20 protein-coding genes are annotated in these 20,997 nt (G+C 67.9%); 9 read left to right on the top strand and 11 right to left on the bottom strand.

What is annotated here, in order from left to right; translation table 11 throughout:
- Positions 1 to 1,158, top strand: a complete 1,158-nt coding sequence (locus tag ACJH7A_RS06310; RefSeq protein WP_406801605.1) for a DUF1942 domain-containing protein — start codon at positions 1 to 3, stop codon at positions 1,156 to 1,158.
- A gap of 79 nt (positions 1,159 to 1,237) precedes the next feature.
- Here the strand turns inward: ACJH7A_RS06310 and ACJH7A_RS06315 are convergent, their stop codons facing one another.
- From ACJH7A_RS06315 to ACJH7A_RS06355, 9 genes are all read right to left on the bottom strand, one after another.
- The gene (locus tag ACJH7A_RS06315; RefSeq protein WP_406801606.1) at positions 1,238 to 1,999 is read right to left on the bottom strand and encodes a hypothetical protein; all 762 of its coding nucleotides are present in this window, start codon (positions 1,997 to 1,999) and stop codon (positions 1,238 to 1,240) included.
- A 16-nt stretch (positions 2,000 to 2,015) separates the two neighbouring features.
- Positions 2,016 to 3,137 (bottom strand): hypothetical protein, encoded by a 1,122-nt coding sequence (locus ACJH7A_RS06320; protein WP_064861048.1) that lies wholly within the window; start codon positions 3,135 to 3,137, stop codon positions 2,016 to 2,018.
- A gap of 57 nt (positions 3,138 to 3,194) precedes the next feature.
- Positions 3,195 to 4,973, bottom strand: a complete 1,779-nt coding sequence (locus ACJH7A_RS06325; protein WP_406801607.1) for a DUF2339 domain-containing protein — start codon at positions 4,971 to 4,973, stop codon at positions 3,195 to 3,197.
- Positions 4,974 to 5,083: 110 nt separating this feature from the next.
- The gene (locus tag ACJH7A_RS06330; protein WP_406801637.1) at positions 5,084 to 6,238 is read right to left on the bottom strand and encodes a lipid-transfer protein; all 1,155 of its coding nucleotides are present in this window, start codon (positions 6,236 to 6,238) and stop codon (positions 5,084 to 5,086) included.
- A gap of 2 nt (positions 6,239 to 6,240) precedes the next feature.
- Positions 6,241 to 6,636, bottom strand: a complete 396-nt coding sequence (locus ACJH7A_RS06335; protein ID WP_406784577.1) for a MaoC family dehydratase — start codon at positions 6,634 to 6,636, stop codon at positions 6,241 to 6,243.
- 11 nt (positions 6,637 to 6,647) lie between these two features.
- Entirely contained in the window at positions 6,648 to 7,613 is a 966-nt protein-coding gene (locus ACJH7A_RS06340; RefSeq protein ID WP_064985698.1) for a bifunctional MaoC family dehydratase N-terminal/OB-fold nucleic acid binding domain-containing protein, read from the bottom strand.
- 11 nt (positions 7,614 to 7,624) lie between these two features.
- A complete protein-coding gene (fadE29, locus tag ACJH7A_RS06345) occupies positions 7,625 to 8,788 on the bottom strand; it encodes an acyl-CoA dehydrogenase FadE29 (protein ID WP_406801608.1) in 1,164 nt (387 codons plus the stop codon).
- Entirely contained in the window at positions 8,788 to 9,792 is a 1,005-nt protein-coding gene (locus ACJH7A_RS06350) for an acyl-CoA dehydrogenase family protein (protein WP_406801609.1), read from the bottom strand. Before ACJH7A_RS06350 ends, fadE29 begins: the two co-directional genes overlap by 1 nt.
- A 48-nt stretch (positions 9,793 to 9,840) precedes the next feature.
- The gene (locus tag ACJH7A_RS06355; protein ID WP_318985444.1) at positions 9,841 to 11,088 is read right to left on the bottom strand and encodes a cytochrome P450; all 1,248 of its coding nucleotides are present in this window, start codon (positions 11,086 to 11,088) and stop codon (positions 9,841 to 9,843) included.
- A gap of 157 nt (positions 11,089 to 11,245) precedes the next feature.
- Between ACJH7A_RS06355 and ACJH7A_RS06360 the strand changes: the two genes are divergently transcribed.
- The 4 genes from ACJH7A_RS06360 (at position 11,246) to ACJH7A_RS06375 (ending at position 15,521) form a co-directional block, all read left to right on the top strand.
- Positions 11,246 to 12,397, top strand: a complete 1,152-nt coding sequence (locus ACJH7A_RS06360) for a steroid 3-ketoacyl-CoA thiolase (protein WP_212807224.1) — start codon at positions 11,246 to 11,248, stop codon at positions 12,395 to 12,397.
- Positions 12,398 to 12,419: 22 nt separating this feature from the next.
- Positions 12,420 to 12,914: a nitroreductase family deazaflavin-dependent oxidoreductase gene (locus ACJH7A_RS06365; RefSeq protein ID WP_305798793.1), complete on the top strand. Its 495-nt coding sequence runs from the start codon at positions 12,420 to 12,422 to the stop codon at positions 12,912 to 12,914.
- Positions 12,915 to 13,102: 188 nt separating this feature from the next.
- Positions 13,103 to 14,506: a histidine phosphatase family protein gene (locus tag ACJH7A_RS06370; RefSeq protein ID WP_406801610.1), complete on the top strand. Its 1,404-nt coding sequence runs from the start codon at positions 13,103 to 13,105 to the stop codon at positions 14,504 to 14,506.
- Between the two features lie 97 nt (positions 14,507 to 14,603).
- A complete protein-coding gene (locus ACJH7A_RS06375; RefSeq protein ID WP_406801611.1) occupies positions 14,604 to 15,521 on the top strand; it encodes an LLM class F420-dependent oxidoreductase in 918 nt (305 codons plus the stop codon).
- Positions 15,522 to 15,585: 64 nt separating this feature from the next.
- On the opposite strand, the gene ACJH7A_RS06380 is transcribed toward ACJH7A_RS06375, so the two are convergent.
- Both ACJH7A_RS06380 and ACJH7A_RS06385 read right to left on the bottom strand, forming a co-directional pair.
- Positions 15,586 to 16,491 carry an SDR family oxidoreductase gene (locus tag ACJH7A_RS06380; protein WP_212807226.1) on the bottom strand — a complete coding sequence of 302 codons (906 nt, stop codon included), beginning with the start codon at positions 16,489 to 16,491 and terminating at the stop codon, positions 15,586 to 15,588.
- Between the two features lie 13 nt (positions 16,492 to 16,504).
- Positions 16,505 to 17,269 (bottom strand): SDR family oxidoreductase, encoded by a 765-nt coding sequence (locus tag ACJH7A_RS06385; protein ID WP_226519803.1) that lies wholly within the window; start codon positions 17,267 to 17,269, stop codon positions 16,505 to 16,507.
- A gap of 57 nt (positions 17,270 to 17,326) precedes the next feature.
- On the opposite strand from ACJH7A_RS06385, the gene echA20 reads away from it, so the two are divergent.
- The 4 genes from echA20 to ipdC are packed head-to-tail and all read left to right on the top strand — an operon-like array spanning position 17,327 to position 20,796.
- Positions 17,327 to 18,082: a (7aS)-7a-methyl-1,5-dioxo-2,3,5,6,7,7a-hexahydro-1H-indene-carboxyl-CoA hydrolase gene (gene echA20, locus ACJH7A_RS06390; protein WP_135356013.1), complete on the top strand. Its 756-nt coding sequence runs from the start codon at positions 17,327 to 17,329 to the stop codon at positions 18,080 to 18,082.
- 1 nt (position 18,083) lies between these two features.
- Positions 18,084 to 18,983, top strand: coding sequence for a CoA transferase subunit A (locus ACJH7A_RS06395; protein ID WP_135356012.1), 900 nt, complete (start codon positions 18,084 to 18,086; stop codon positions 18,981 to 18,983).
- Positions 18,980 to 19,729 carry a cholesterol ring-cleaving hydrolase subunit IpdB gene (gene ipdB, locus ACJH7A_RS06400; protein ID WP_135356011.1) on the top strand — a complete coding sequence of 250 codons (750 nt, stop codon included), beginning with the start codon at positions 18,980 to 18,982 and terminating at the stop codon, positions 19,727 to 19,729. Before ACJH7A_RS06395 ends, ipdB begins: the two co-directional genes overlap by 4 nt.
- A complete protein-coding gene (ipdC, locus tag ACJH7A_RS06405; protein ID WP_064859678.1) occupies positions 19,726 to 20,796 on the top strand; it encodes a (3aS,4S,5R,7aS)-5-hydroxy-7a-methyl-1-oxo-octahydro-1H-indene-4-carboxyl-CoA dehydrogenase in 1,071 nt (356 codons plus the stop codon). The genes ipdB and ipdC overlap by 4 nt, the downstream gene beginning before the upstream one ends.
- The last annotated feature ends 201 nt before the right edge of the window (positions 20,797 to 20,997 follow it).

A 20,997-nucleotide genomic window follows, 5' to 3' on the forward strand; every position in this document is an offset into this window, starting at 1 on the left:
ATGAGTACCCGCAAGATCACCATCGCCATCGGCGCAGCCGCCGCATTCGGCCTGATCGCGACGCCGTTCGCCGTGGCCGACTCGACTCAGCCCGCAAGTGTGTCGCCCGCTCCGACCACCATTGCGTTCGGCAAGGACGGCAAGCTCGTCGACGGGAACACCGTCGCGGAATGGCAGATCAGCAACCTCAAGCCCAGCACCGACGTGCTGTCGCAGCACCTCAACGGCACGCTCTGGGAAGCGACGGCCGAGTACTCCGCTGAGCGCGGTAGCTCCCAGCCGTTCGTGCCGAACCTGAACGCCCGCACCGCCGACGGTGAGAACTACCGCGTGCTGTGGGGCGCGGCCACGCCGCAGGGCCTCAACCCCGCCGGCCTCGCCGAAGGGCAAGAGTCCAAGGGCAAGATCTACTTCGACGTGACGGGCGCCGCCCCGACCAGCGTCGTGTACACCGACGGGGACCGCGAAGTGATCAAGTGGCAGGGCACTGAACCCGCCACCGGTACCGCGCCGGCCGCCGCCCCCGCTCGTGGCACTGCGCCGGTGACCACGCCGGCCCCGGCTGCCGCCCCCGCCGCCGCTCCTGCTGCTGCCCCGGCGGCTGCTCCCGCCGGTCTCGGCAGCGCCGTGCCCGGCGCCACCCCGGCCGGTGCTGTTCCGGCCGCCACCGGCACGCAGCCCCCGGCCGGCACCACCACCGGTGCGGTCCCGGCGGCGACGCCGAACGGTGAGACGCCTGCCGCCACCCCGGCCGGCACCCCGGCTCCGGCTGGTACTCCGGCGGTTGCTCCGGCTCCGGCCGGCACCCCGGGCGCCGACGCTCCGGCTCCGGCCGGTGCCCAGGTTCCGGCGGGCACCCCGGCCGGTACCCCCGCGGGCACCCCGGCGACGGCTCCGGCCGCCGGCCCGGCTCCCGAGGCGGCTCCGGTTCCCACCGCCGCCGAAAGCGGTCCGGGCACCGCTGCCACCGCCGGCGGCGCCGTCTCGCAGGCTCCGCTGACCCCGGCGCCGGCTCCGGCACCGAGCCAGGCCATCGCCGGCCAGCCCGCCTCCAGCGCGGGTCAGGGCACCGCCACCCCGGCCGGTAACCAGCAGGCCGCTCCGGCTGCTCCTGCTGCGCCGGTCACCCCGACCCCGGCACCGGCACCGGCCTCCTGACGGTCAACCATTGAATTGGGGCCAGTCGCGATCATCGCGACTGGCCCCAATTTCGTTGTCCGGCTTGTTATTTCAGCAACTACATCTGACGGCCGACGTCGCCGCCACGCTGCGGCGGCGGGGCCACGGGAGCGACGGGCGCCGGCCCCGCGGTGTGCGAACCCGCGCTGGGACCGGCCACCGGCGGCGCCGCCGGAGCCGGAGCGGACGTGTGCCGACGGGAGTCGCGGGCGTCCTGCTGGGCCTCCCGGCGATCCTGCTGGGACTGCCGGTTGTCCTGCTGTTGCTGGCGCGCGTCCTGCTGGGATTGCCGGTCGTTCTGCTGGTTCTCCCGGGCGTCCTGCTGCGCCTGACGCTGCTCGGGCGACATGGGGGCACCGCCGCCGGCCGGCCCGCCGGGCTGACCCTCCGGGGGTTCCCCGCCGGGCATGCCGCCTTCCTTGCCGCCGCCCTTGCCCATGGCCTGCTGGATCATCTGACCGAACTGACCCGCCTGCTGGCCCATCTGGCCCAGACCGCCACCCTGGCCGGCCATCTGGCCTGCCTGCTGACCCATCTGACCGAGCTGGCCGAGCATCTGACCCATCTGGCCGACGCCCTCCCCGCCCTTGCTGTCGGCGTTGTCGTAAGCCGACTGGGCCATGCCGACCTTGCCGGAGAACATGCCCTCCTTGGCCTGCAACGAGGCCACATTGGCGGTCATGTCGGCTGCCATGGCCGGCAGGATCGCGGCGATGGTCGCGCTCATGGCGTCCTCACCGGGCTGGATCATCGGCATGTCAGGCAGCTCGACGGAAGCCGTGTTCCAGCTGATGTTGTCCGGTGTCTGCATCATCGACATCAGATATCCCCCCTACTCACCAGTCGTCGTCGATGTCTTCGTCATAGGAACCGTGGTCCAGTGCCTCGGGTACCGCGAGCTGGGTGATGCGTCCCCCGCCGCCACCTTCACGGTGCCCCATGCCGCCCATGGCGCCCATCGCGCCACCGGCACCTGCGGCGGCGGCGACCGGTGCCAAGCCACCGGCGCCCATGCCGCCCGCGGCACTGGCCGGCATCACGCCGGGCCCAGCCGGGCCGGGGCCGACCATCTTGGCCAGCAGCGGCGTCTGCACGGAAGCCGCGCCCACACCACCGCCGCCACCGCCGGGCATGCCGCCCTTCATCAGGCCGGCGCCATGAGCCGCCCCGGAACCGCCGGCCAGCGGATGGTTCGAGAACGCGCCGAACGGCGAGGCGCCGAGGCCGGCCTTGCCCTGCCCGCCGCCCTGGAACAGGGACGTCAACTGCTGCAGTGGCTGCGAAAGTTGTTGCAGCGGTTGCATTGCCTGCTGGGGCAGCTGCCCGAGCATCTGCGGGAGCTGACCGGCCATCTGCATCATCTGGCCCATCATCTGGCCCATCTGGTCGCCGCCCTTGCCCGCCGACTCCGCGGTCTTCTGCGCGGTCTGCGCCACCTGCGGCGGCACGCCGGCCGTCGGGATGCTCGGCGGTGCGCCGACGAAGTTGGCCACCTCGGTGGCACTGGCCGTCACCGCGGCGATGTTCTGCGACAGGCCCATCTTGATGCGGCTCTGGATCAGCTCCTGCACGTTGGGGAACGGCGCCGCCGACAGGGCCATGCACTCCGCCTGTACTTCCTCGGCGGTGGCGTTGACCAGGTTCTTGGTCTTGATGACCGCGGCCACCATGGACTGCAGCTTGGCGGCGATGGCCGCCGCCTGCGCGCCGTTGGCCTCATGACCGCCGATGATGGTGCCGGCCTCACCCGCGGCCGCCAGCGACGCCGCGCCCTGCCACTGATCGGTCAGATTCATCAGCTGGCTGGTCTGCTGCGGCACCACCGATCCGCTGATCTTGGTGGCCAGCTTCGTGTAATGGGCGGCCGCTTCTTCGAGCTGTTCCTCATTGACGTTGGGCCATCCCGGCCCCGTGACCGTCTGCGATCCGAACGGACTGCTGTCCGGCTGAATCCCCATAGACACGGCCCCCTTCCCCAGACATACCGCGTCGGTTCGAGCCTACCGCCCCGACGGCTACCCACCCGACGCGAACTGACGGTCCGGATTCGGCTGATCCTGCCGGGCGAGCAACCGGGCATAGCCGGTCCCCATGGCCAGCAGCACGAGGCCCACGACGATGAACACCGCCACCCGGAACATGCCGTTCAGGGTCCCGAGATCGAACAGGAACAGCTTGGCCATCGCCGCGGCCACCAGCGCCAGCCCGCCGCCGATGGGCAGTGATCGCTGCGCCTTCGGCCGGCGGGCCGCGTACCCGAACAACGCCGCCGCGACCGCGATCCAGCCGATGGTCGCGACCATGTGACCCGCGAAGAACCCGCCCTTGACGCCGCCGATCAGCACGCCGGCGGTGACGGTCGCCATGGTGGACGCGTAGGCGGCGACCACGACCGCGCCTGCCCACATCAGCCGCACCTCGTCGTCGTCACGCCTGCCGGTCCACGACCACACGACGGCCACCGCGCTGGCCACCGCAAGGATGCTGGAGATGACGGTGGACACCGCACTGTGGGTGTTCAGTTCCACCGCGCGGAACAGCAGGTCCGGCGGAGAGTAGCTGAGGTAGACGGCCCCACCGACGGCGCCGAATCCGGCAGCGACCCAGCGGGCAATCGCGTCGCGACGCCCGGCGACGGCCACCACGACGGACATCGCGAGCAGCACCGCGCCGCCGGTCCTACCGTCGAAGGCCACCAATACCGCGACCAGCGCGCAGACGGCCGATGTCGCCGCCCAGATCCGCCGCACCACATCAGCGACGCCGGGCAGTCGGTTGCCGGCCAGCACGACGGCCAGGAACAGGGCCGCCACCGCGGCGATGATCGACGCGGCGATCAGCGGACGGACCACTGCCGAAACGAACAGCACCGGCACCGCACCGCCTGCCGTGGCCAGGGCCAGCAGCGAGCGGTTGGCGGTCTTGGGCAACAGGATCAACGCGCCCGCGACGGCCAGCACGGCTGCCGCCGCGCAGGCACCGGCGAGACCCGGATTCCGGTGGGTGCCGAATGACGCCGAGGCCAGTGCCACCAACAACGGGAAGGTGCAGACGGCGGTCCGGGCCACGAACATCGCAACCCAATCCTTGCCGATCTGCACCGGCAGCGACGCCGCGGACAGCGCCAGCATGAACCCGATCAGCAGCAGCGAGACGCCGTCGGCCACCACGGGCGCCAGCACGGCCAGGGGCACCAGCACCAGCAGCGCGAGTTGCTGCGAATCCCAGCGCCGCGCCAGGGTCAGCCCGCCGCCGCCGATCACCGCCGCGAGCACCAAACCGACCGGCGCAGAAAGCCATTCGTAAATCGTGGTGACCGCGACGACGTCGATGTACGCCGCGGCGATACCGGTGGCGGCCAGGGCGACCGCGCCCACCGTGCCGCCGGGCCGCGTCTTCAGGCGAGTCGCCCCGACCACCAGACCGGCCGCCAGGACCGCCCCTGCGCCGACCCGGAACTCGGGCCGCAACAGCCCGGCCTGCGCGGCGAGCACCAGCAGCAGGGCGACGCCGATCAACGTCACCGCGACGCCGGCGGCGGCCAGCGCCTTGCCGATCCAGCCGTCCGAGCGCTCGGGCCGCGGCGGCTGCTGTTGGGGCTGCGGCGGCGCGGCCTGTGCCGGCTGCCAATACTGTTGCGGCGCGGCGTATCCGACGGGCTGCGCGGCCGGCTGCTGGTACGCCATCGACCGATCGAGCTCGGTGAGGCAGGCCGAGACCCATGCCAGGTGATGGGAGATCGCTGCGACATCCTGCGAGAGCCGGGCAACCATCGCCCGCTGCGGTTCGGTCATGCAGGTCATCATGGCGCCGAGCCACGCGAGTTCGGATGAGTAGGACTACCCCTTTTGACGCAGAACTGCCCCTTTTCTTTCGAAAAGGGGCAGTTCGCGAGCGGGGTGATTCAGCCCAGGATCAGGCCTGACGTCGGAACACCGGTGCCGGCGGTGACGAGCACGTGCTCGACATCGGGCACCTGGTTGACCGACGTGCCGCGCAGCTGGCGGACGCCCTCGGCGATGCCGTTCATGCCGTGGATGTAGGCCTCACCGAGCTGACCGCCGTGCGTGTTGATCGGCAGCTTGCCACCGAGCTCGATCGCACCGTTCGCGATGAAGTCCTTCGCCTCACCCTTGCCGCAGAAACCGAGCTCCTCGAGCTGGATCAGCGTGTACGGGGTGAAGTGGTCGTAGATCACCGCGGTCTGAATGTCATTGGGCGTCAAGCCACTCTGACCCCACAATTGCTTGCCGACCAGGCCCATCTCGGGCAGACCGAGCTCGTCGCGGTAGTACGAGTACATGGTGAACTGATCCTCACCAGCAGCCTGCGCCGCCGCCTCGACGACGACCGGGCGCTGCTTGAGGTCCTTGGCGCGCTCGGGCGTGGTGACGACGATCGCGACACCACCGTCGGTCTCCTGGCAGCAGTCCAGCAGGCGCAGCGGCTCGGCGATCCACCGCGAGTTCTGGTGGTCCTCGATGGTGATCGGCTTGCCGTAGAAGTGCGCCTTGGGATTGGTCGCCGCGTGCTTGCGGTCGGCCACCGACACGGCGCCGAAATCGGCACTCGTGGCGCCGTATTCGTGCATGTACCGCTGCGCGACCATGGCCACCGAGGCGGCCGGCGTGCTCAGCCCGTGCGGGTAGGACCAGCTGTACTCGACACCGCGGGAGTCGGCGTTGATGGTCAGGCCCGTCATCACCTGGCCGAAGCGGAACTCCGAACGCTCGTTGAAAGCGCGGTATGCCACAACGACTTCGGCGATACCGGACGCCACCGCCAGCACGGCCTGCTGCACGGTCGCGGCCGCGGCGCCGCCGCCGTAGCCGATCTGGCTGAAGAACTTCAGCTCCCCGATGCCGGTGGAGCGGGCCACCGCGGTCTCCAGGTTGGAGTCCATGGTGAAGGTCACCAGACCATCGACGTCCTCGGGCGACAGGCCCGCATCGTTCAGTGCGTCGGTGACCGCCTCGGCGGCCAGCCGCAGTTCACTGCGGCCGGAGTTCTTGGAGAAGTCCGTCGCGCCGATACCGGCGATGACGGCCTTGCCGGAGATGCTCACTGCGCGGCTCCCATCGTCAGCGTGGAGGTGGCGATGACGTGATCACCAAGGCTGTTGCTGCCCACCACTTTCAGCGTCACCAGGTCGCCTTCGACAGCGGTCACCTCACCACGGAAGGTGATGGTGTCGTAGGCGTACCACGGCACCCCGAGGCGCAGCTTGATCGACTTGATGATGGCGTTCGGGCCCGCCCAGTCGGTGACGTAACGCCCCACCAGACCGGTGTCGGTCAGGATGTTGACGAAGATGTCCTTGGAGCCCTTGGCCTGGGCCTTGTCCCGGTCGTGGTGCACGTCCTGGTAGTCCCGCGTGGCGATCGCCGTCGAGACGATGAACGTCGGGTCACCGTAGATCGAGAGTTCGGGCAGCTTGGTGCCCACGGCGGTGTTCACAGCGGCGGCGGTCACTTGGCGGCCTCCCAGGCGTACAGACTCCAGGCCGGACTGACATCGCTGTCCGGGAAGTCGAGGAACGTTGCGCTGACCGGCATTCCGATCTTCACGTCGTCATGCTCGACGCCGCGCAGCTCACCGAGCATGCGCACACCCTCTTCGAGTTCGACGAGCGCGATGATGAACGGCAGGCTGCGGCCGGGCACCTTCGGCGCGTGGTGCACGACGTAGCTGAACACCGTGCCCCGGCCCGACGAGACGACATAGTCGATCGGGGCATCCTTGTCCTGCCAGATCGCGGGCACCGGCGGGTGCTGCAGCGAGCCGTCGGGCCGCTTCTGAATCCGCAGTTCGTGCGCATTGACGCCGTCCCAGAAGAACTGGGTGTCGCGCGACGACGACGGGCGCATCAGCTTGTCGGGGTCCAGATCGGCTGGGATGGAACCAGTTTCGGCTGCTTCTTTACCTTGCTTGTTGGCCGGCAGGAACTTCATGATGCGCCAGTCCATGTCGGCGACTTCCTCGTCACCGACATGCCAGCGGATCTTCTGGTTGACGAAGTAGCCCTCACCCAGCGCCGTCTGCTTCGGACCGACCACGTCGGTGACCTCGGCGCTGATGCTGACTCGCTCACCCGGCTGCAGGTAGCGGTGGTAGGTCTGGTCGCAGTTGGTGGCGACGACGCCGACGTACCCGGCCTCGTCGAACAGCTTCATGATGCGGGCCAGCGGATCGTCGTCGGATCGGGTGCGGCCCAGGCCCATCATGGTCCACACCTGGATCATGGCGGGCGGCGCCACGATGCCGGGGTGCCCGGCGGCCTTGGCGGCCTCCTCGTCGACGTAGATCGGGTTCTTGTCGCCGATCGCGTCGGTCCAGTGGTGAATCATGGGCTGGTTCACCGGATCCCGGCTCAGGGTCGGCTTGCTGCGTCCGGATGCGACGATCTCGTCGATACCGGCCTGAAGATCAGTCATCGATCGCCCTCCTACCGCGAAACCCGCGGAACCTTGAGGCCCGATGCGGCGATCATCTCGCGCATGACCTCGTTGACCCCGCCACCGAAGGTGATGACCAGGTTGCGCTTGGCCATGGTGTCCAGCCACTGCAGCAACTGGGCGGTATGCGTGTCGGCCGGGTTGCCGAAGCGCCCGACGACCTCTTCGGCCAGCCGGCTCACTTCCTGGATGCGCTCGGTGGAAAAGACTTTCGTCGCGGCCGCGTCGGCGACGGCGATGTTCTCGCCGGACGACGCGACCTGCCAGTTGAGCAGTTCGTTGAGCCGCATGATCGACTTGATCTGGCCCAGCAGCCGCTTGGCCTCCGGATTGTCCAGCGGGACAACGCCATCGGAGCCCGCTTCGGAAGCCCACGCGTGCACCTGCTCGTAGATGCCGGCCACGCGACCGGCCGGGCCGAGGCCGACGCGCTCATGGTTGAGCTGCGTGGTGATCAGCTTCCAGCCGCCGTTCTCCTCGCCGACCAGCATGTCGGCGGGCACCCGCACATCGTTGTAGTACGTCGTGTTGGTGTGGTGCGCACCGTCGGACAGGATGATCGGGGTCCAGGAGTAGCCCGGGTCTTTGGTGTCGACGATCAGGATCGAGATGCCCTTGTGCTTCGCCGCGGTCGGGTCGGTGCGACAGGCCAGCCACACGTAGTCGGCGTCGTGGGCACCGGTGGTCCACATCTTCTGACCGTTGACGATGTACTCGTCACCGTGCCGGACTGCGGTGGTCCGCAGCGACGCCAGGTCGGTGCCGGCTTCGGGCTCGGAGTAACCGATCGCGAAATGCACTTCACCGGAAAGGATTCCGGGCAGGAACTTCTTCTTCTGTTCCTCGGTGCCGAGCAGCTGCAGGGTGGGTCCCACGGTCTGCAGCGTGACCATCGGCAGCGGGATGTCGGCGCGGTTGGCCTCGTTGATGAAGATCTGCTGCTCGATGGGCCCGAAGCCCAGGCCACCGTACTCCTTGGGCCAGCCCACACCGAGCTTGCCGTCGCTGCCCATGCGCTTGATGACGGCGCGGTAGGCCTCGTTGTGCCGGTCGGTCTCCATCGCCGCCGCCTCTTCGGGCGTGATCAGCGTCGAAAAGTACTCGCGCAGTTCGGATTGCAGCTTGCGCTGTTCCGCGGTCAGGTCGATAAACATCAGGCTCCCACCAGATCGAGACGGTGCGACGGACCCCCGAGCAGGCGGTTGAGGTCCTTGATCGAGGAGTAGTAGCGGTCCATCGGGTAGGTGATGTCCATGCCCATGCCGCCGTGCAGGTGATGGCACAGCCGCATGGCCGGCGGGGCCTGCGAGGTCAGCCAGTAGCCCAGGATGGCCAGGTCCTCGGACGCGTCGAGTCCCTCCGACAACCGCCACACCACCGAGGTGGAGACCAGATCGATTGTCCGCGAAGCGATGTAGACCTCGGACAGCTGCGCTGCCACGGTCTGGAAGGTCGACAGCGGCCGGCCGAACTGTTCGCGCGTCGCGGTGTAGTCGGCGGTCAGCCGCAGCGCACCGGCCACCAGCCCGGCACCGAATGCGCCGATCATGGCCAGCGCCAGCTCGTTCACCCGCGCGACCGTGGCACCGGCCAGCACTTCGTCGTCGGCCACTGCCACGTCGGTGAAGGTGACGACGTATTCATCGGACCCGTTGGCGGTCGGGGTCTTCTCGACCGTCACACCGGCGGCCGTGGGCGACACCACGACAACCCCACTGTCGGTGGTGACCAGCAGCCACTGCGCCGTCTCGGCATAGGGCACACCGATTTTGGTGCCGTTGAGCTTGCCGCCCGCATAGCTCGTCGACGGCTTCTCCGGCAGCTGGTTGCCGGCCTCGTTCAGCGCGGCGGACAGCACCGCACCCGAGGCGACACCCGCGAGATACCGGTCCTGCTGCGCTTCGGTGGCCAGGTCGACCAGCGGAACCAGGGCGAGCCCGATCGTGGCCAGCGCCGGACCGGTGGTGCCGCGCCGACCGATCTCGGTCAGCGCGGTGGCCGCCTCCGGCAGCCCCAGCCCGTCACCGCCCAAGCGGTCCGGCACCGCAAGTGCCACGACGCCACCGGAAACCAGTGCGTCCCAAGTGTTTTCCCGCTCGAGCACAGATGTCACCACATCGGCGACAGCCTGCTGCTCGGGGCTCGGTGTGAAATCCACCCGAATCCTCCTTGATTCGTGTTACCGGACTACTGCAGTCAGTCGCCGTCAGTGCTGGACGGGGCACTTACCCGTGTAGTCAACCTGCCAGTGCTTGATGCCGTTGAGCCAGCCCGACATGAGCCGCTCGGGCTCGCCGATCGAGGTCAGGTCCGGCATGTGGTCGGCGATGGCGTTGAACATCAGGTTGATGGTCATGCGCGCCAGGTTCGCGCCGATGCAGTAGTGCGCGCCGGTGCCGCCGAAGCCGACGTGCTGGTTCGGCGACCGCATGATGTTGAAGGTGTGCGGGTCCTCGAACACCTCTTCGTCGAAGTTGGCCGAACGGTAGGACATGACGACCCGCTCGCCCTTCTTGATCTTCACGCCACCGAGCTCGGTGTCCTCCAGCGCGGTGCGCTGGAACGCGGTGACCGGCGTGGCCCAACGGACGATCTCGTCGGCGGCCGACTCCGGGCGCTCCTTCTTGTAGAGCTCCCACTGATCGGGGTTCTGGGAGAAGGCGATCATGCCGTGCGTGATCGAGTTGCGGGTGGTCTCGTTACCGGCGACGGCCAGCATCACCACGAAGAAGCCGAACTCGTCGTCGGACAGCTTCTCGCCGTCGATGTCGGCTTCGATCAGCTGCGTGACGATGTCGTCGGTCGGGTTCTTGGCCCGCTCGGCGGCCATGTTCATGGCGTAGGTGATCAGCTCGAACGACGATGCGGCCGGGTCGATGTGGGCGTACTCCGGGTCCTCGCCGGCGGTCATCTCATTGGACCAGTTGAAGAGCTTGTCGCGGTCTTCCTGCGGCACGCCGAGCAGTCCGGCGATGGCCTGCAGCGGCAGCTCGCAGGACACCTGCTCGACGAAGTCACCGGTGCCCGACGCGGCGGCGGTCTCGGCGATCTTCTGCGCCCGCTCGTTCAGCTCGGCCTGCAGCCGGCCGATGGCACGCGGGGTGAAACCACGGGAGATGATCTTGCGCAGGCGGGTGTGCTGCGGGGCGTCCATGTTCAGCAGCACCGCGCGCTGCACGTCGACGGCCTCACGCGTCATGGCCTGCGGCCACACCGGAATCGCGCCATCGGGTGCGCTGCCGAAGATATCGTTGCGCTTCGACACCTCTTTGACGTCGTCGTAGCGGGTGACGATCCAGTAGCCCTTGTCACCGAAGCCGCCGGTGCCGCCGGGCACGTCCACCCAGTGGATGGGCTCCGACTTGCGCAGCGCGGCGAGTTCCTCGACAGGCAGCCGCTCCAGGTTGAGGTTCGCGTCCAACAGGTCCAGATCGGACGGGATGGGGCAGGGCATGGTGTCTCCTTGGGGAATCCAACGCCTCAGAACAGGGTTCCGAGACAAATCCTTCTAGTTCGGCGTTGCGACCATTGAAACACGCCTTCACCGCAGATAAAAGGCACGTCCCGATGATTGCTTGTCAGAGTAATGAAACGTGTTCTAGCCTGAGCTCATGGGTAATCCTGTCATCGTTGAAGCCACTCGCAGCCCCATCGGTAAGCGGGGAGGCTGGCTGTCCGGCCTGCATGCGACCGAACTTCTGGGCGCCACGCAGAAGGCTCTCGTCGAGAAGGCCGGGCTGGATGCCGGCGACGTCGAGCAGCTCATCGGCGGCTGCGTCACGCAGTACGGCGAGCAGGGCAACAACATCACCCGCCAGTCCTGGCTGGTCGCCGGATTGCCCGAGCACGTCGGCGCCACCACCATCGACTGCCAGTGCGGCAGTGCCCAGCAGGCCAACCACCTCATCGCGGGTCTGATCGCCACCGGCGCCATCGACATCGGCATCGCCTGCGGCATCGAGGCCATGAGCCGGGTGCCCCTGGGCGCCAACGGCGGTGGCGCACGCGCCGCGTCGTGGGACATCGACCTGCCCAACCAGTTCGAGGCCGCCGAGCGCATCGCCAAGCGCCGGGGCATCACGCGCGACGACATCGACGCGCTGGGCTTCGCCTCGCAGGCCAAGGCCAAGCAGGCCTGGGCCGAGGGCCGCTTCGACCGCGAGATTTCGCCCATCGAGGCGCCGGTCATCGACGAGAACAAGCAGCCGACCGCCGAGCTGAACCTGGTCAGCCGGGACCAGGGCCTGCGCGACACCACCCTGGAGGGCCTGGCCGCGCTGAAGCCGGTCATCGAAGGCGGCATCCACACCGCCGGCACCTCGTCGCAGATTTCCGACGGTGCCGCCGCGGTGCTCTGGATGGACGAGGACAAGGCCAAGGCCCTCGGCTTCAAGCCCCGCGCCCGGATCATCGCGCAGGCCAACGTCGGCGCCGAGACCTACTACCACCTGGACGGCCCGGTGCAGTCCACCGCCAAGGTGCTCGAGAAGGCGCGCATGTCGATGGCCGACATCGACCTGGTCGAGATCAACGAGGCGTTCGCATCCGTCGTGCTGTCCTGGGCTCAGGTGCACAAAGCCGACATGGATAGGGTCAACGTCAACGGCGGCGCCATCGCGCTGGGCCACCCGGTCGGTTCCACCGGCTCGCGGCTCATCACGACCGCGCTGCACGAGCTGGAACGGACCGGCAAGTCGACGGCGCTGATCACGATGTGCGCCGGCGGTGCGCTGTCCACCGGCACGATCATCGAGCGCATCTAGAGCGAGGAGCAGGGTCGCCGCCATGGCCGACGGGGAAATGAGCGACAGGCAGCTGAAGATCCTGAATTCCAAGGGAATGCAGGTCGGCTTCAAGTGGATGTCGCGGATCAACACCTGGGCATTCCGGGCCACCGACGGCCGGATCGGCGCCAAGTGGCGGCTGGGCTCCAAGCCCGTCGCCACGCCCCCGCCCGTCGGGATCCTGACCACGATCGGCCGCAAATCCGGCGAGCCGCGCGACAGCCCGCTGCTGTACCTGCGTGAAGGCGACCGGATCGTCGTCGTCGCCTCGCAGGGCGGTCGCGACACCCATCCGATGTGGTACCTGAACCTGGTCGCCAACCCGAAGGTGACGTTCCAGGTGCGCGGCGAGAAGCTGCAGCGGATCGCCCGTGAGGCCACCGATGCCGAACGCGACGAGTACTGGCCCAAGCTCGACGCCATGTACCCGGACTTCGTCGACTACCGCTCGCACACCGACCGGAAGATTCCGATCATCCTGCTCGATCCGGCCTGAGCACCGACCGAAGAACTCCCCTGGACGCCCGTTGTCCAGGGGAGTTTTTCGTGGGCGGTGAACCGATCAGGCCCGGCGATCGCGCCAGCAAAGTTCTTCAGTTAATTGACGGAACGGACTAGACAGATTCATAGATGTGTACATAGTGTGGCCCTGCACACATCCAGGGCAACACTATGGAGCCGTCTATGTCATCAATGTTCCGTCGGGGGCTGTCGCACAGCCGGACATTCAAACGCGGAGCACGAGGCGCGGCCGTCCTGGTCGCGGCCGTGTTCATGTTCCTCACCTCGGCCTTCTCGGCCTGGGCCGCAACCAACATCACCATCACGTTCGTCCGGCACGGCGAATCGGCGGGCAACGCCTCGGGCCTCATCGACACCAAGATTCCGGGCCCCGACCTGACGGCGACGGGCCAGACACAGGCCCAGACCGTCGCCGGCGTCCTCGCCAACGACGGCCTGGCGCACGACGCCATCTTCGCCTCGGACATGGTGCGCACCCAGCAGACCGCCGCGCCGTACGCCACCGCGACCGGCATGCCGGTGACGGTGCTCAGCGGTCTCCATGAAGTGCAGGCCGGCATCTTCGAAGGCCAGTCGCAGGACTCCGGCTTCGCCCGCATCCTCTACGCGCTGATCCCGCTGTCGTGGGCCACCGGCAACCTCCTGATGCCGATGCCCGGTTCGCCCGACGCCAACGGCATGGTCTTCCAGGACCGATTCAACGGCGCGGTCGACGACATCTACAACAGCGGCGCACAGAACCCGGTGGCCTTCGCGCACGGCATGTCGATCATGGCGTGGACGCTGATGAACGTCGAGAACCCCGACCTCACGCTGATGCTGAAGCACCCGCTGGGCAACACCGAGATCGTCACCGTGACCGGCAACCCCGAAGACGGCTGGACCCTGGAGAACTGGGGCGGTATCGCCGTCACGCAGAACCCGGCGCTGCCCACCAAGCTGTTCGTCAACGTCCGCGACGCCGTCAAGGTGCCGCAGATGGCGCTCTACAACGTGGCGAAGGCGCTGCGGACCGGCAACATCTCCAACATCGCCAACGCCATTCGCGACGGCGTGTTCGATACCGTCAAGGCCGTCGTGAACCTCCCCGTCAACATGGTCAAGAGCGTCGTGAAGTCCGTCCAGACCGGCACCGTCTTCAAGGCGGCACCGCCGCCTTCGTCGGTGCAGGCCGTCACCCCGAATGCGGCCGCGGCCAAGGAATCCGACAGCACCGACAAGCCTGCGGTGACGCCGACGCTCGCCAAGCAGGTCTCCGCCCTGAAGCCGGCCACCACTGGCGCCAAGGACAAGACCGTCAAGACCACCAAGGTCGACGACACCCCGGCCGACACCACCAAGGCTGACGACGTCAAGGCCGGCGACACCAAGGCCGACGACGCGACCGCGGGCGGCACCAAAGCCGACGACAAGGGCACCGAAGGTCAGGGCACCAAGGTCAAGAAGGACAAGTCGAAGAAGGACAAGTCCGACAAGGCCGACAAGCCGAAGGCTGAAAAGCCGAAGGTCGAAAAGCCGAAGAAGCAGAAGAAGGACAAGGCCGCCAAGGCCGAGGCCGCCAAGTAACAACAGCAAAGAGGCTCCCCCAGAACGAGTTTCGTTCTGGGGGAGTTTTTCTTTCCGAGACGGAATGAGTGCCTCGGCCGCGGTCGTTGTCGTTGATATGCCAACCGGAGTTGTGCTGGACCCCGACCGTAGTTCCCCCAATCATGTCGCTGCCGCGATCGACCAGGCCCGCCGCGCCTACAACGCCGGCGTGGAACAAGTGTGGATAGCCCAGCAGTTCGACCACGACGCCATCTCGCTGGCCGGTTACGTCGGTGCCGCCGTGCCGGGGCTCGGCGTCGGCACGTTCGTCGTACCGGTCAACCCGCGCCATCCGCTGACGCTCGCCTCCCAGGCACTGACCGCCCAAGCGGCCACCGGCGGCAACTTCAGCCTCGGCCTCGGTCTGGGGGCGCATGGTCCCGAACAGGTGGCTTTCGGCACCGCATGGCCCAACACCATCGGCCGACTGCGCGAACACCTGCAGGTGCTCCGGTCGATCCTGGACACCGGCACCGTCGACTTCCACGGCGACGAGTTCACCGCGGCCCCGCAGTTCCCGGTGACGATCGCCGGCGGGACTCCCCTACAGGTCTACGTCGCGGCCATGGGACCCAAGGCATTACGCGTGACAGGAGAATTGGCGGACGGCACGCTGCCCTATCTGGCCGGGCCGCGCACCGTCGAGGATTTCATCGTGCCGACCATCACCGCGGCAGCCAGCGCAGCCGGCAGGCCCGCGCCCAAAGTGATTGCCGCGGTACCCGTCCTGGTGACCGACGACGTCGACGAAGGCCGGACCACCGCCGCGGAGGCCCTCGAGTTCTACGCGACCATCCCGTCGTACGCGAAGGTGATCGAACGCGAAGGCGTCGACTCGGTCATCGATCTCGCGGCCGTCGGTACTGCCGCGCAGGTGTCGACTCAACTCCGCCGCTACTTCGCGGCAGGGGCGACCGATGTCGTGCTCAGTCCCCTCGTCCGCACGGGCATCGCAGCGCTCGAACCGATCTGGGATGTCGCCGCCGCGCTGTGAAGCAGACCAAAAAAGCGTCCCCGCAACATGATTGGTTGCGGGGACGCTTCAGCAATCGTGGCGGTTACGAGCCGTAGACCGGCACCGCGGGACGTGCCTTGGCCAGCAGATCCGCGACGACGGGGCCCAGCTCGGCCGGGTCCCACTTGGCACCCTTGTCGATCTCGGGGCCGTGCGCCCAGCCCTCGGCGATGCGAATCTTGCCGCCTTCGAGCTCGAACACCTTGCCCGTGACGTCACGCGACTCGACACTGCCCAGCCACACCACCAGGGGCGAGATGTTTTCGGGCGCCATGGCATCGAAGGCCTGGTCCTGAGTGGCCATCATGTCGGCGAAGACCGTCTCGGTCATGCGGGTCCGGGCCGACGGCGCGATGGCGTTGGCGGTGACGCCGTAGCGACCCATCTCGGTCGCGGCGACCAGCGTGAGTGCCGCGATGCCGGCCTTGGAGGCGCTGTAGGTGGCCTGGCCGACGCTGCCCTGCAGGCCGGCGCCCGAGCTGGTGTTGATGATCCGGGCATCGACGGTCTCGCCGGCCTTGGACTTGGCCCGCCAGTACGCGGCGGCGTGCTTCATGGTGGCGAAATGCCCCTTGAGGTGCACCGCGGTGACGGCGTCGAATTCGTCTTCGGTGGCGTTGGCGAACATGCGGTCGCGGACGATGCCGGCGTTGTTCACCAACACATCGAGGGTGCCGTACGTGTCGACGGCCTGCTGGATCAGGGCCTCGGCCTCCGCCCAGTTCGCGACGTTCGAGCCGTTGGCGACGGCCTCGCCGCCGGCGGCGACGATCTCGTCGACCACGTTCTGCGCGGCGCTGCCGCCACCGGCGGGCGAACCGTCCAGGCCGACACCGATGTCGTTGACCACGACGCGGGCACCTTCCGCGGCGAACGCGAGCGCGTGCTCACGCCCGATTCCGCCACCGGCACCCGTCACGATGACCACGCGGCCGTCGAGCAATCCCATTTGATCTCTCCCTTTACTTGTTGGCGCTTGACGCTTCGAGGTAGTGCGGCGGCTCGCCGCCGCCGTGGACCTGCAGGGACGCGCCGCTGACGTACGACGCGGCCTCGGAGGCCAAAAATGCTGCGGCCCAGCCGATGTCGGTGGGCTTGGCCAGCCGCTTCAGCGGCACCGTCGCGGCCACGGCGGCGACCGACTCGGCGTCGCCGTAGAACAGCTCGGACTGCTCGGTCTCGACCATGCCGACGATGACGGAATTCACCCGGACCTTGGGCGACCATTCGACGGCGAGCGTCGTGGTCAGGCTGTCGATGCCGGCCTTGGCGGCACCGTACGCACCGGTGCCCGGAGTTGGTCGGTGGGCGCTGACGCTGGAGATGTTGACGATCACGCCGCCGGCGTCCTGCTGCTGCATCACCGCGTTGGCGTGCGTCGAAACCAGCAGCGGCGCAATCAGGTTGAGCTCGATGATCTTGGTGCTGAACTTGGCCGACGCGTCGGCGGCCAGCGCGAACGGCGAGCCACCGGCGTTGTTGACGACGACGTCCAGCCGGCCGTGCTTGGCGACGATGGCGTCGATCATGGCCTTGACGGCGGCGTCGTCACGTACGTCGCAGGCGTGGAACTCGTAGGGCAACCCCTCGACCTCGCGCCGCGCGCAGGTGATCACAGTGGCGCCCTGCTCGGCGAACACCGCGCTGATGCCGGCGCCGACGCCGCGTACACCGCCGGTGACCAGCACCACGCGACCGGCCAATTGCAGATTGATTCCAGCAGTCACTGTGCTAGCGTACCAAGCAAGTGCTTGCTTAGGTACCCGTCCCCCAGGAAGTGACTGATGACCATCACCACCAAGACAGTCGAACCGGGCATCGTCTCGGTCACCGTGAACTACCCGCCGGTCAACGCCATCCCGTCGGCAGGTTGGTTCGAACTGGCTGACCAGATCACCGCCGCCGGCCGCGACAAGAGCACTCACGTCGTGATCCTGCGGGCCGAGGGACGCGGCTTCAACGCCGGCGTCGACATCAAGGAAATGCAGAACACCGAGGGCTTCGGCGCGCTGATCGACGCCAACCGCGGCTGCTACGAGGCGTTCCGTGCGGTGTACGAATGCCAGGTCCCGGTCATCGCGGCGGTCAACGGCTTCTGCGTCGGTGGTGGCATCGGCCTGGTCGGCAACGCCGACGTCATCGTCGCCTCCGACGACGCGAAGTTCGGCCTGCCCGAGGTCGAGCGCGGCGCCCTGGGTGCCGCCACCCACCTGTCGCGCCTCGTGCCGCAGCACATGATGCGCCGGATGTTCTTCACCGCGGCGACCGTGCCCGCGACGACGTTGCAGCACTTCGGTTCCGTGCACGAGGTCGTGCCGCGCGAGGAGCTCGACGAGGCCGCGCTGCGCGTCGCCCGCGACATCGCGTCGAAGGACACCCGCGTGATCCGCGCCGCCAAGGAGGCGCTGAACTTCATCGACGTGCAGCCCGTCAACGCGCGCTACCGCATGGAGCAGGGCTTCACCTTCGAACTGAATCTGTCCGGCGTGTCCGACGAGCACCGCGACGAGTTCGCGGGGACCAACAAGGGGTCGAAATAATATGGCAGACAAGACAACAACTCTCGAAGCCGCGGTCGCCGAGATCGAGAGCGGCATGACCATCGGCATCGGTGGCTGGGGTTCGCGCCGCAAGCCGATGGCGTTCATCCGCGCGCTGCTGCGCACCGACGTCACCGACCTGACCGTCGTCACCTACGGCGGACCGGACCTCGGATTGCTCTGTGCCGCAGGCAAGGTCAAGCGCGTCTACTACGGCTTCGTGTCGCTGGACTCGCCGCCGTTCTACGACCCGTGGTTCGCACGCCGTCGCACCGAAGGCGCCATCGAGGCCCGCGAGATGGACGAAGGCATGCTGCGCTGCGGTCTGCAGGCTGCCGCGCAACGCCTTCCGTTCCTGCCGATCCGCGCCGGCCTCGGCAGTGACGTCCGCGCCTTCTGGGGCGACGAGCTCAAGACCGTCATCTCGCCGTACGAGACCGACGGTGCGCATGAGGAACTCGTCGCGATGCCGGCGCTGAACCTCGACGCCGCGTTCGTGCACATGAACCTCGGTGACGTGAAGGGCAACGCCGCCTACACCGGCATCGACCCCTACTTCGACGACCTGTTCCTGATGTCGGCCAAGCGCCGCCACCTGTCGGTCGAGAAGATCGTCTCCACCGAGGAACTGGTGAAGTCGGTTGTGCCGCAGCAGCAGATCATCAACCGCATGATGGTCGACACCGTGGTCGAGGCCCCGAACGGCGCCCACTTCACCACCAACGAGCCCGACTACCGGCGCGACGAGAAGTTCCAGCGCCACTACGCCGAAGCCGCCGGCTCGGACGAAACGTGGGCCGAGTTCGTCAAGACCTACCTGTCCGGAACCGAGGCCGACTACCAGGCCGCCGTCCGTAAGTTCGCCGAGGCCCAAGCAGCCCAGAAGGAGGCCGCCAAATGAGTGACGCAACTCGCGCCGAGGTCTGCGCCGTCGCCTGCGCCGAATTGTTCCGTGACGCAGGGGAAATCATGGCCAGCCCCATGACGACCGTCGTGCAGATCGGGGCCCGCCTCGCCCGGCTGACCTTCTCCCCCGACATCGTCATCACCGACGGTGAGGCCCGCATGCTGGCCGACACCCCGGCGATCGGCGCCCCGTTCGCCGTCGAAGGCTGGATGCCGTTCAACCGCGTCTTCGAGACGCTGGCCTGGGGCCGTCGCCATGTGGTGATGGGTGCCAACCAGATCGACCGCTACGGCAACCAGAACCTGTCGGCCTTCGGCCCCATCCAGCAGCCGACCCGCCAGATGTTCGGTGTCCGCGGCGCGCCCGGCAACAGCATCAACCACGCGACGAGCTACTTCGTGGGCAACCACACCAAGCGCGTGTTCGCCGAGTCGGTCGACATCGTCTCCGGAATCGGTTGGGACAAGGTCGATCCGGCCAACCCCGCGTACCGCTTCCTGAACGTCTACCAGGTGGTCTCCAACCTGGGTGTGTTCGACTTCAACGGCCCCGAGCACCAGATGCGCGCGGTGTCGCTGCACCCGGGTGTGACGGCCGACGAGGTCGCCGACAACACCTCGTTCGAGGTGCACGGCCTGGACGCCGTCGGTGAGACCCGCCTGCCGACCGCCGACGAACTGCAGCTGCTGCGCGAGGTGATCGACCCGAAGTCGTTCCGCGACAAGGAAGTCAAGGCGTGAGCAAGCTCAAGACGCCGCTGACCGAACTGGTCGGCATCGAGTATCCGGTCGTGCAGACCGGCATGGGCTGGGTGGCCGGCGCGCGACTGGTCGCGGCCACCTCCAACGCCGGTGGTCTCGGCATCCTGGCGTCGGCGACGATGACGCTGGACGAGCTACAGACCGCCGTCACCAAGGTCAAGGCGGCCACCGACAAGCCGTTCGGCATCAACATGCGTGCCGACGCCGGTGACGCGGACGCCCGCTGCGACCTCCTGATCCGCGAAGGAGTCAAAGTCGCCTCCTTCGCCCTGGCTCCCAAGCCCGAGCTGATCGCCAAGCTGAAAGCTGCCGGGGTCGTGGTGATCCCGTCGGTCGGCCTGGCCAAGCACGCCAAGAAGGTGGCGAGCTGGGGCGCCGACGCAGTGATCGTGCAGGGCGGCGAGGGCGGTGGCCACACCGGCCCGATCGCCACCACGCTGCTGCTGCCGTCGGTGCTGGACGCCGTGAAGGACACCGGCATGCCGGTGATCGCCGCGGGTGGTTTCTTCGACGGCCGTGGCCTGGCGGCCGCGCTGTCCTACGGCGCCGCCGGCGTCGCGATGGGCACGCGGTTCCTGCTGACGTCGGACTCGACCGTCCCCGATGCCGTCAAGCAGCGTTACCTGGAAGCCGCCCTCGACGGCACTGTGGTGTCGACCCGCGTCGACGGCATGCCGCACCGCGTGCTGCGGACCGGGTTGGTGGAGAAGCTCGAAAGCGGTTCGCCGGTACGCGGTTTCGTCGCCGCGGTCGGCAATGCCCAGAAGTTCAAGAAGATGTCGGGCATGACGTGGCGGTCGATGGTCAAGGACGGCCTGGCCATGCGCCACGGCAAGGACCTGACCTGGTCGCAGGTCGTCATGGCCGCCAACACCCCGATGCTGCTGAAAGCCGGTCTGGTGGAAGGCAACACCGAGGCGGGCGTGCTGGCGTCGGGCCAGGTGGCCGGCATTATCGACAGCCTGCCGTCGTGCGCCGAACTGGTGCCGCGGATCGCCGACGAGGCCATCGCACATCTGCAGGCGGCGACGAGCTACATCGTCTAGTTCCCGCCCCAGCCGGCGCAAAGCCCCCAAATCTTCTGGATTTGGGGGCTTTCGCGTGCTGGGCACTCGACAAGCAAATGCCTTGTGGGCGTTGACTGTGCGCTGACGCAGACAAAGGTCGAGTAGCGAGGATCCTGGGCGCACGATCAACGTGAGACCGGTATTGATTCCGCGACCACGGCGCAAAAGCCCGAGTAGCGG

Source organism: Mycobacterium sp. SMC-17, from assembly GCF_045310915.1.
In the GTDB taxonomy this organism is placed as follows: Bacteria; Actinomycetota; Actinomycetes; order Mycobacteriales; family Mycobacteriaceae; genus Mycobacterium.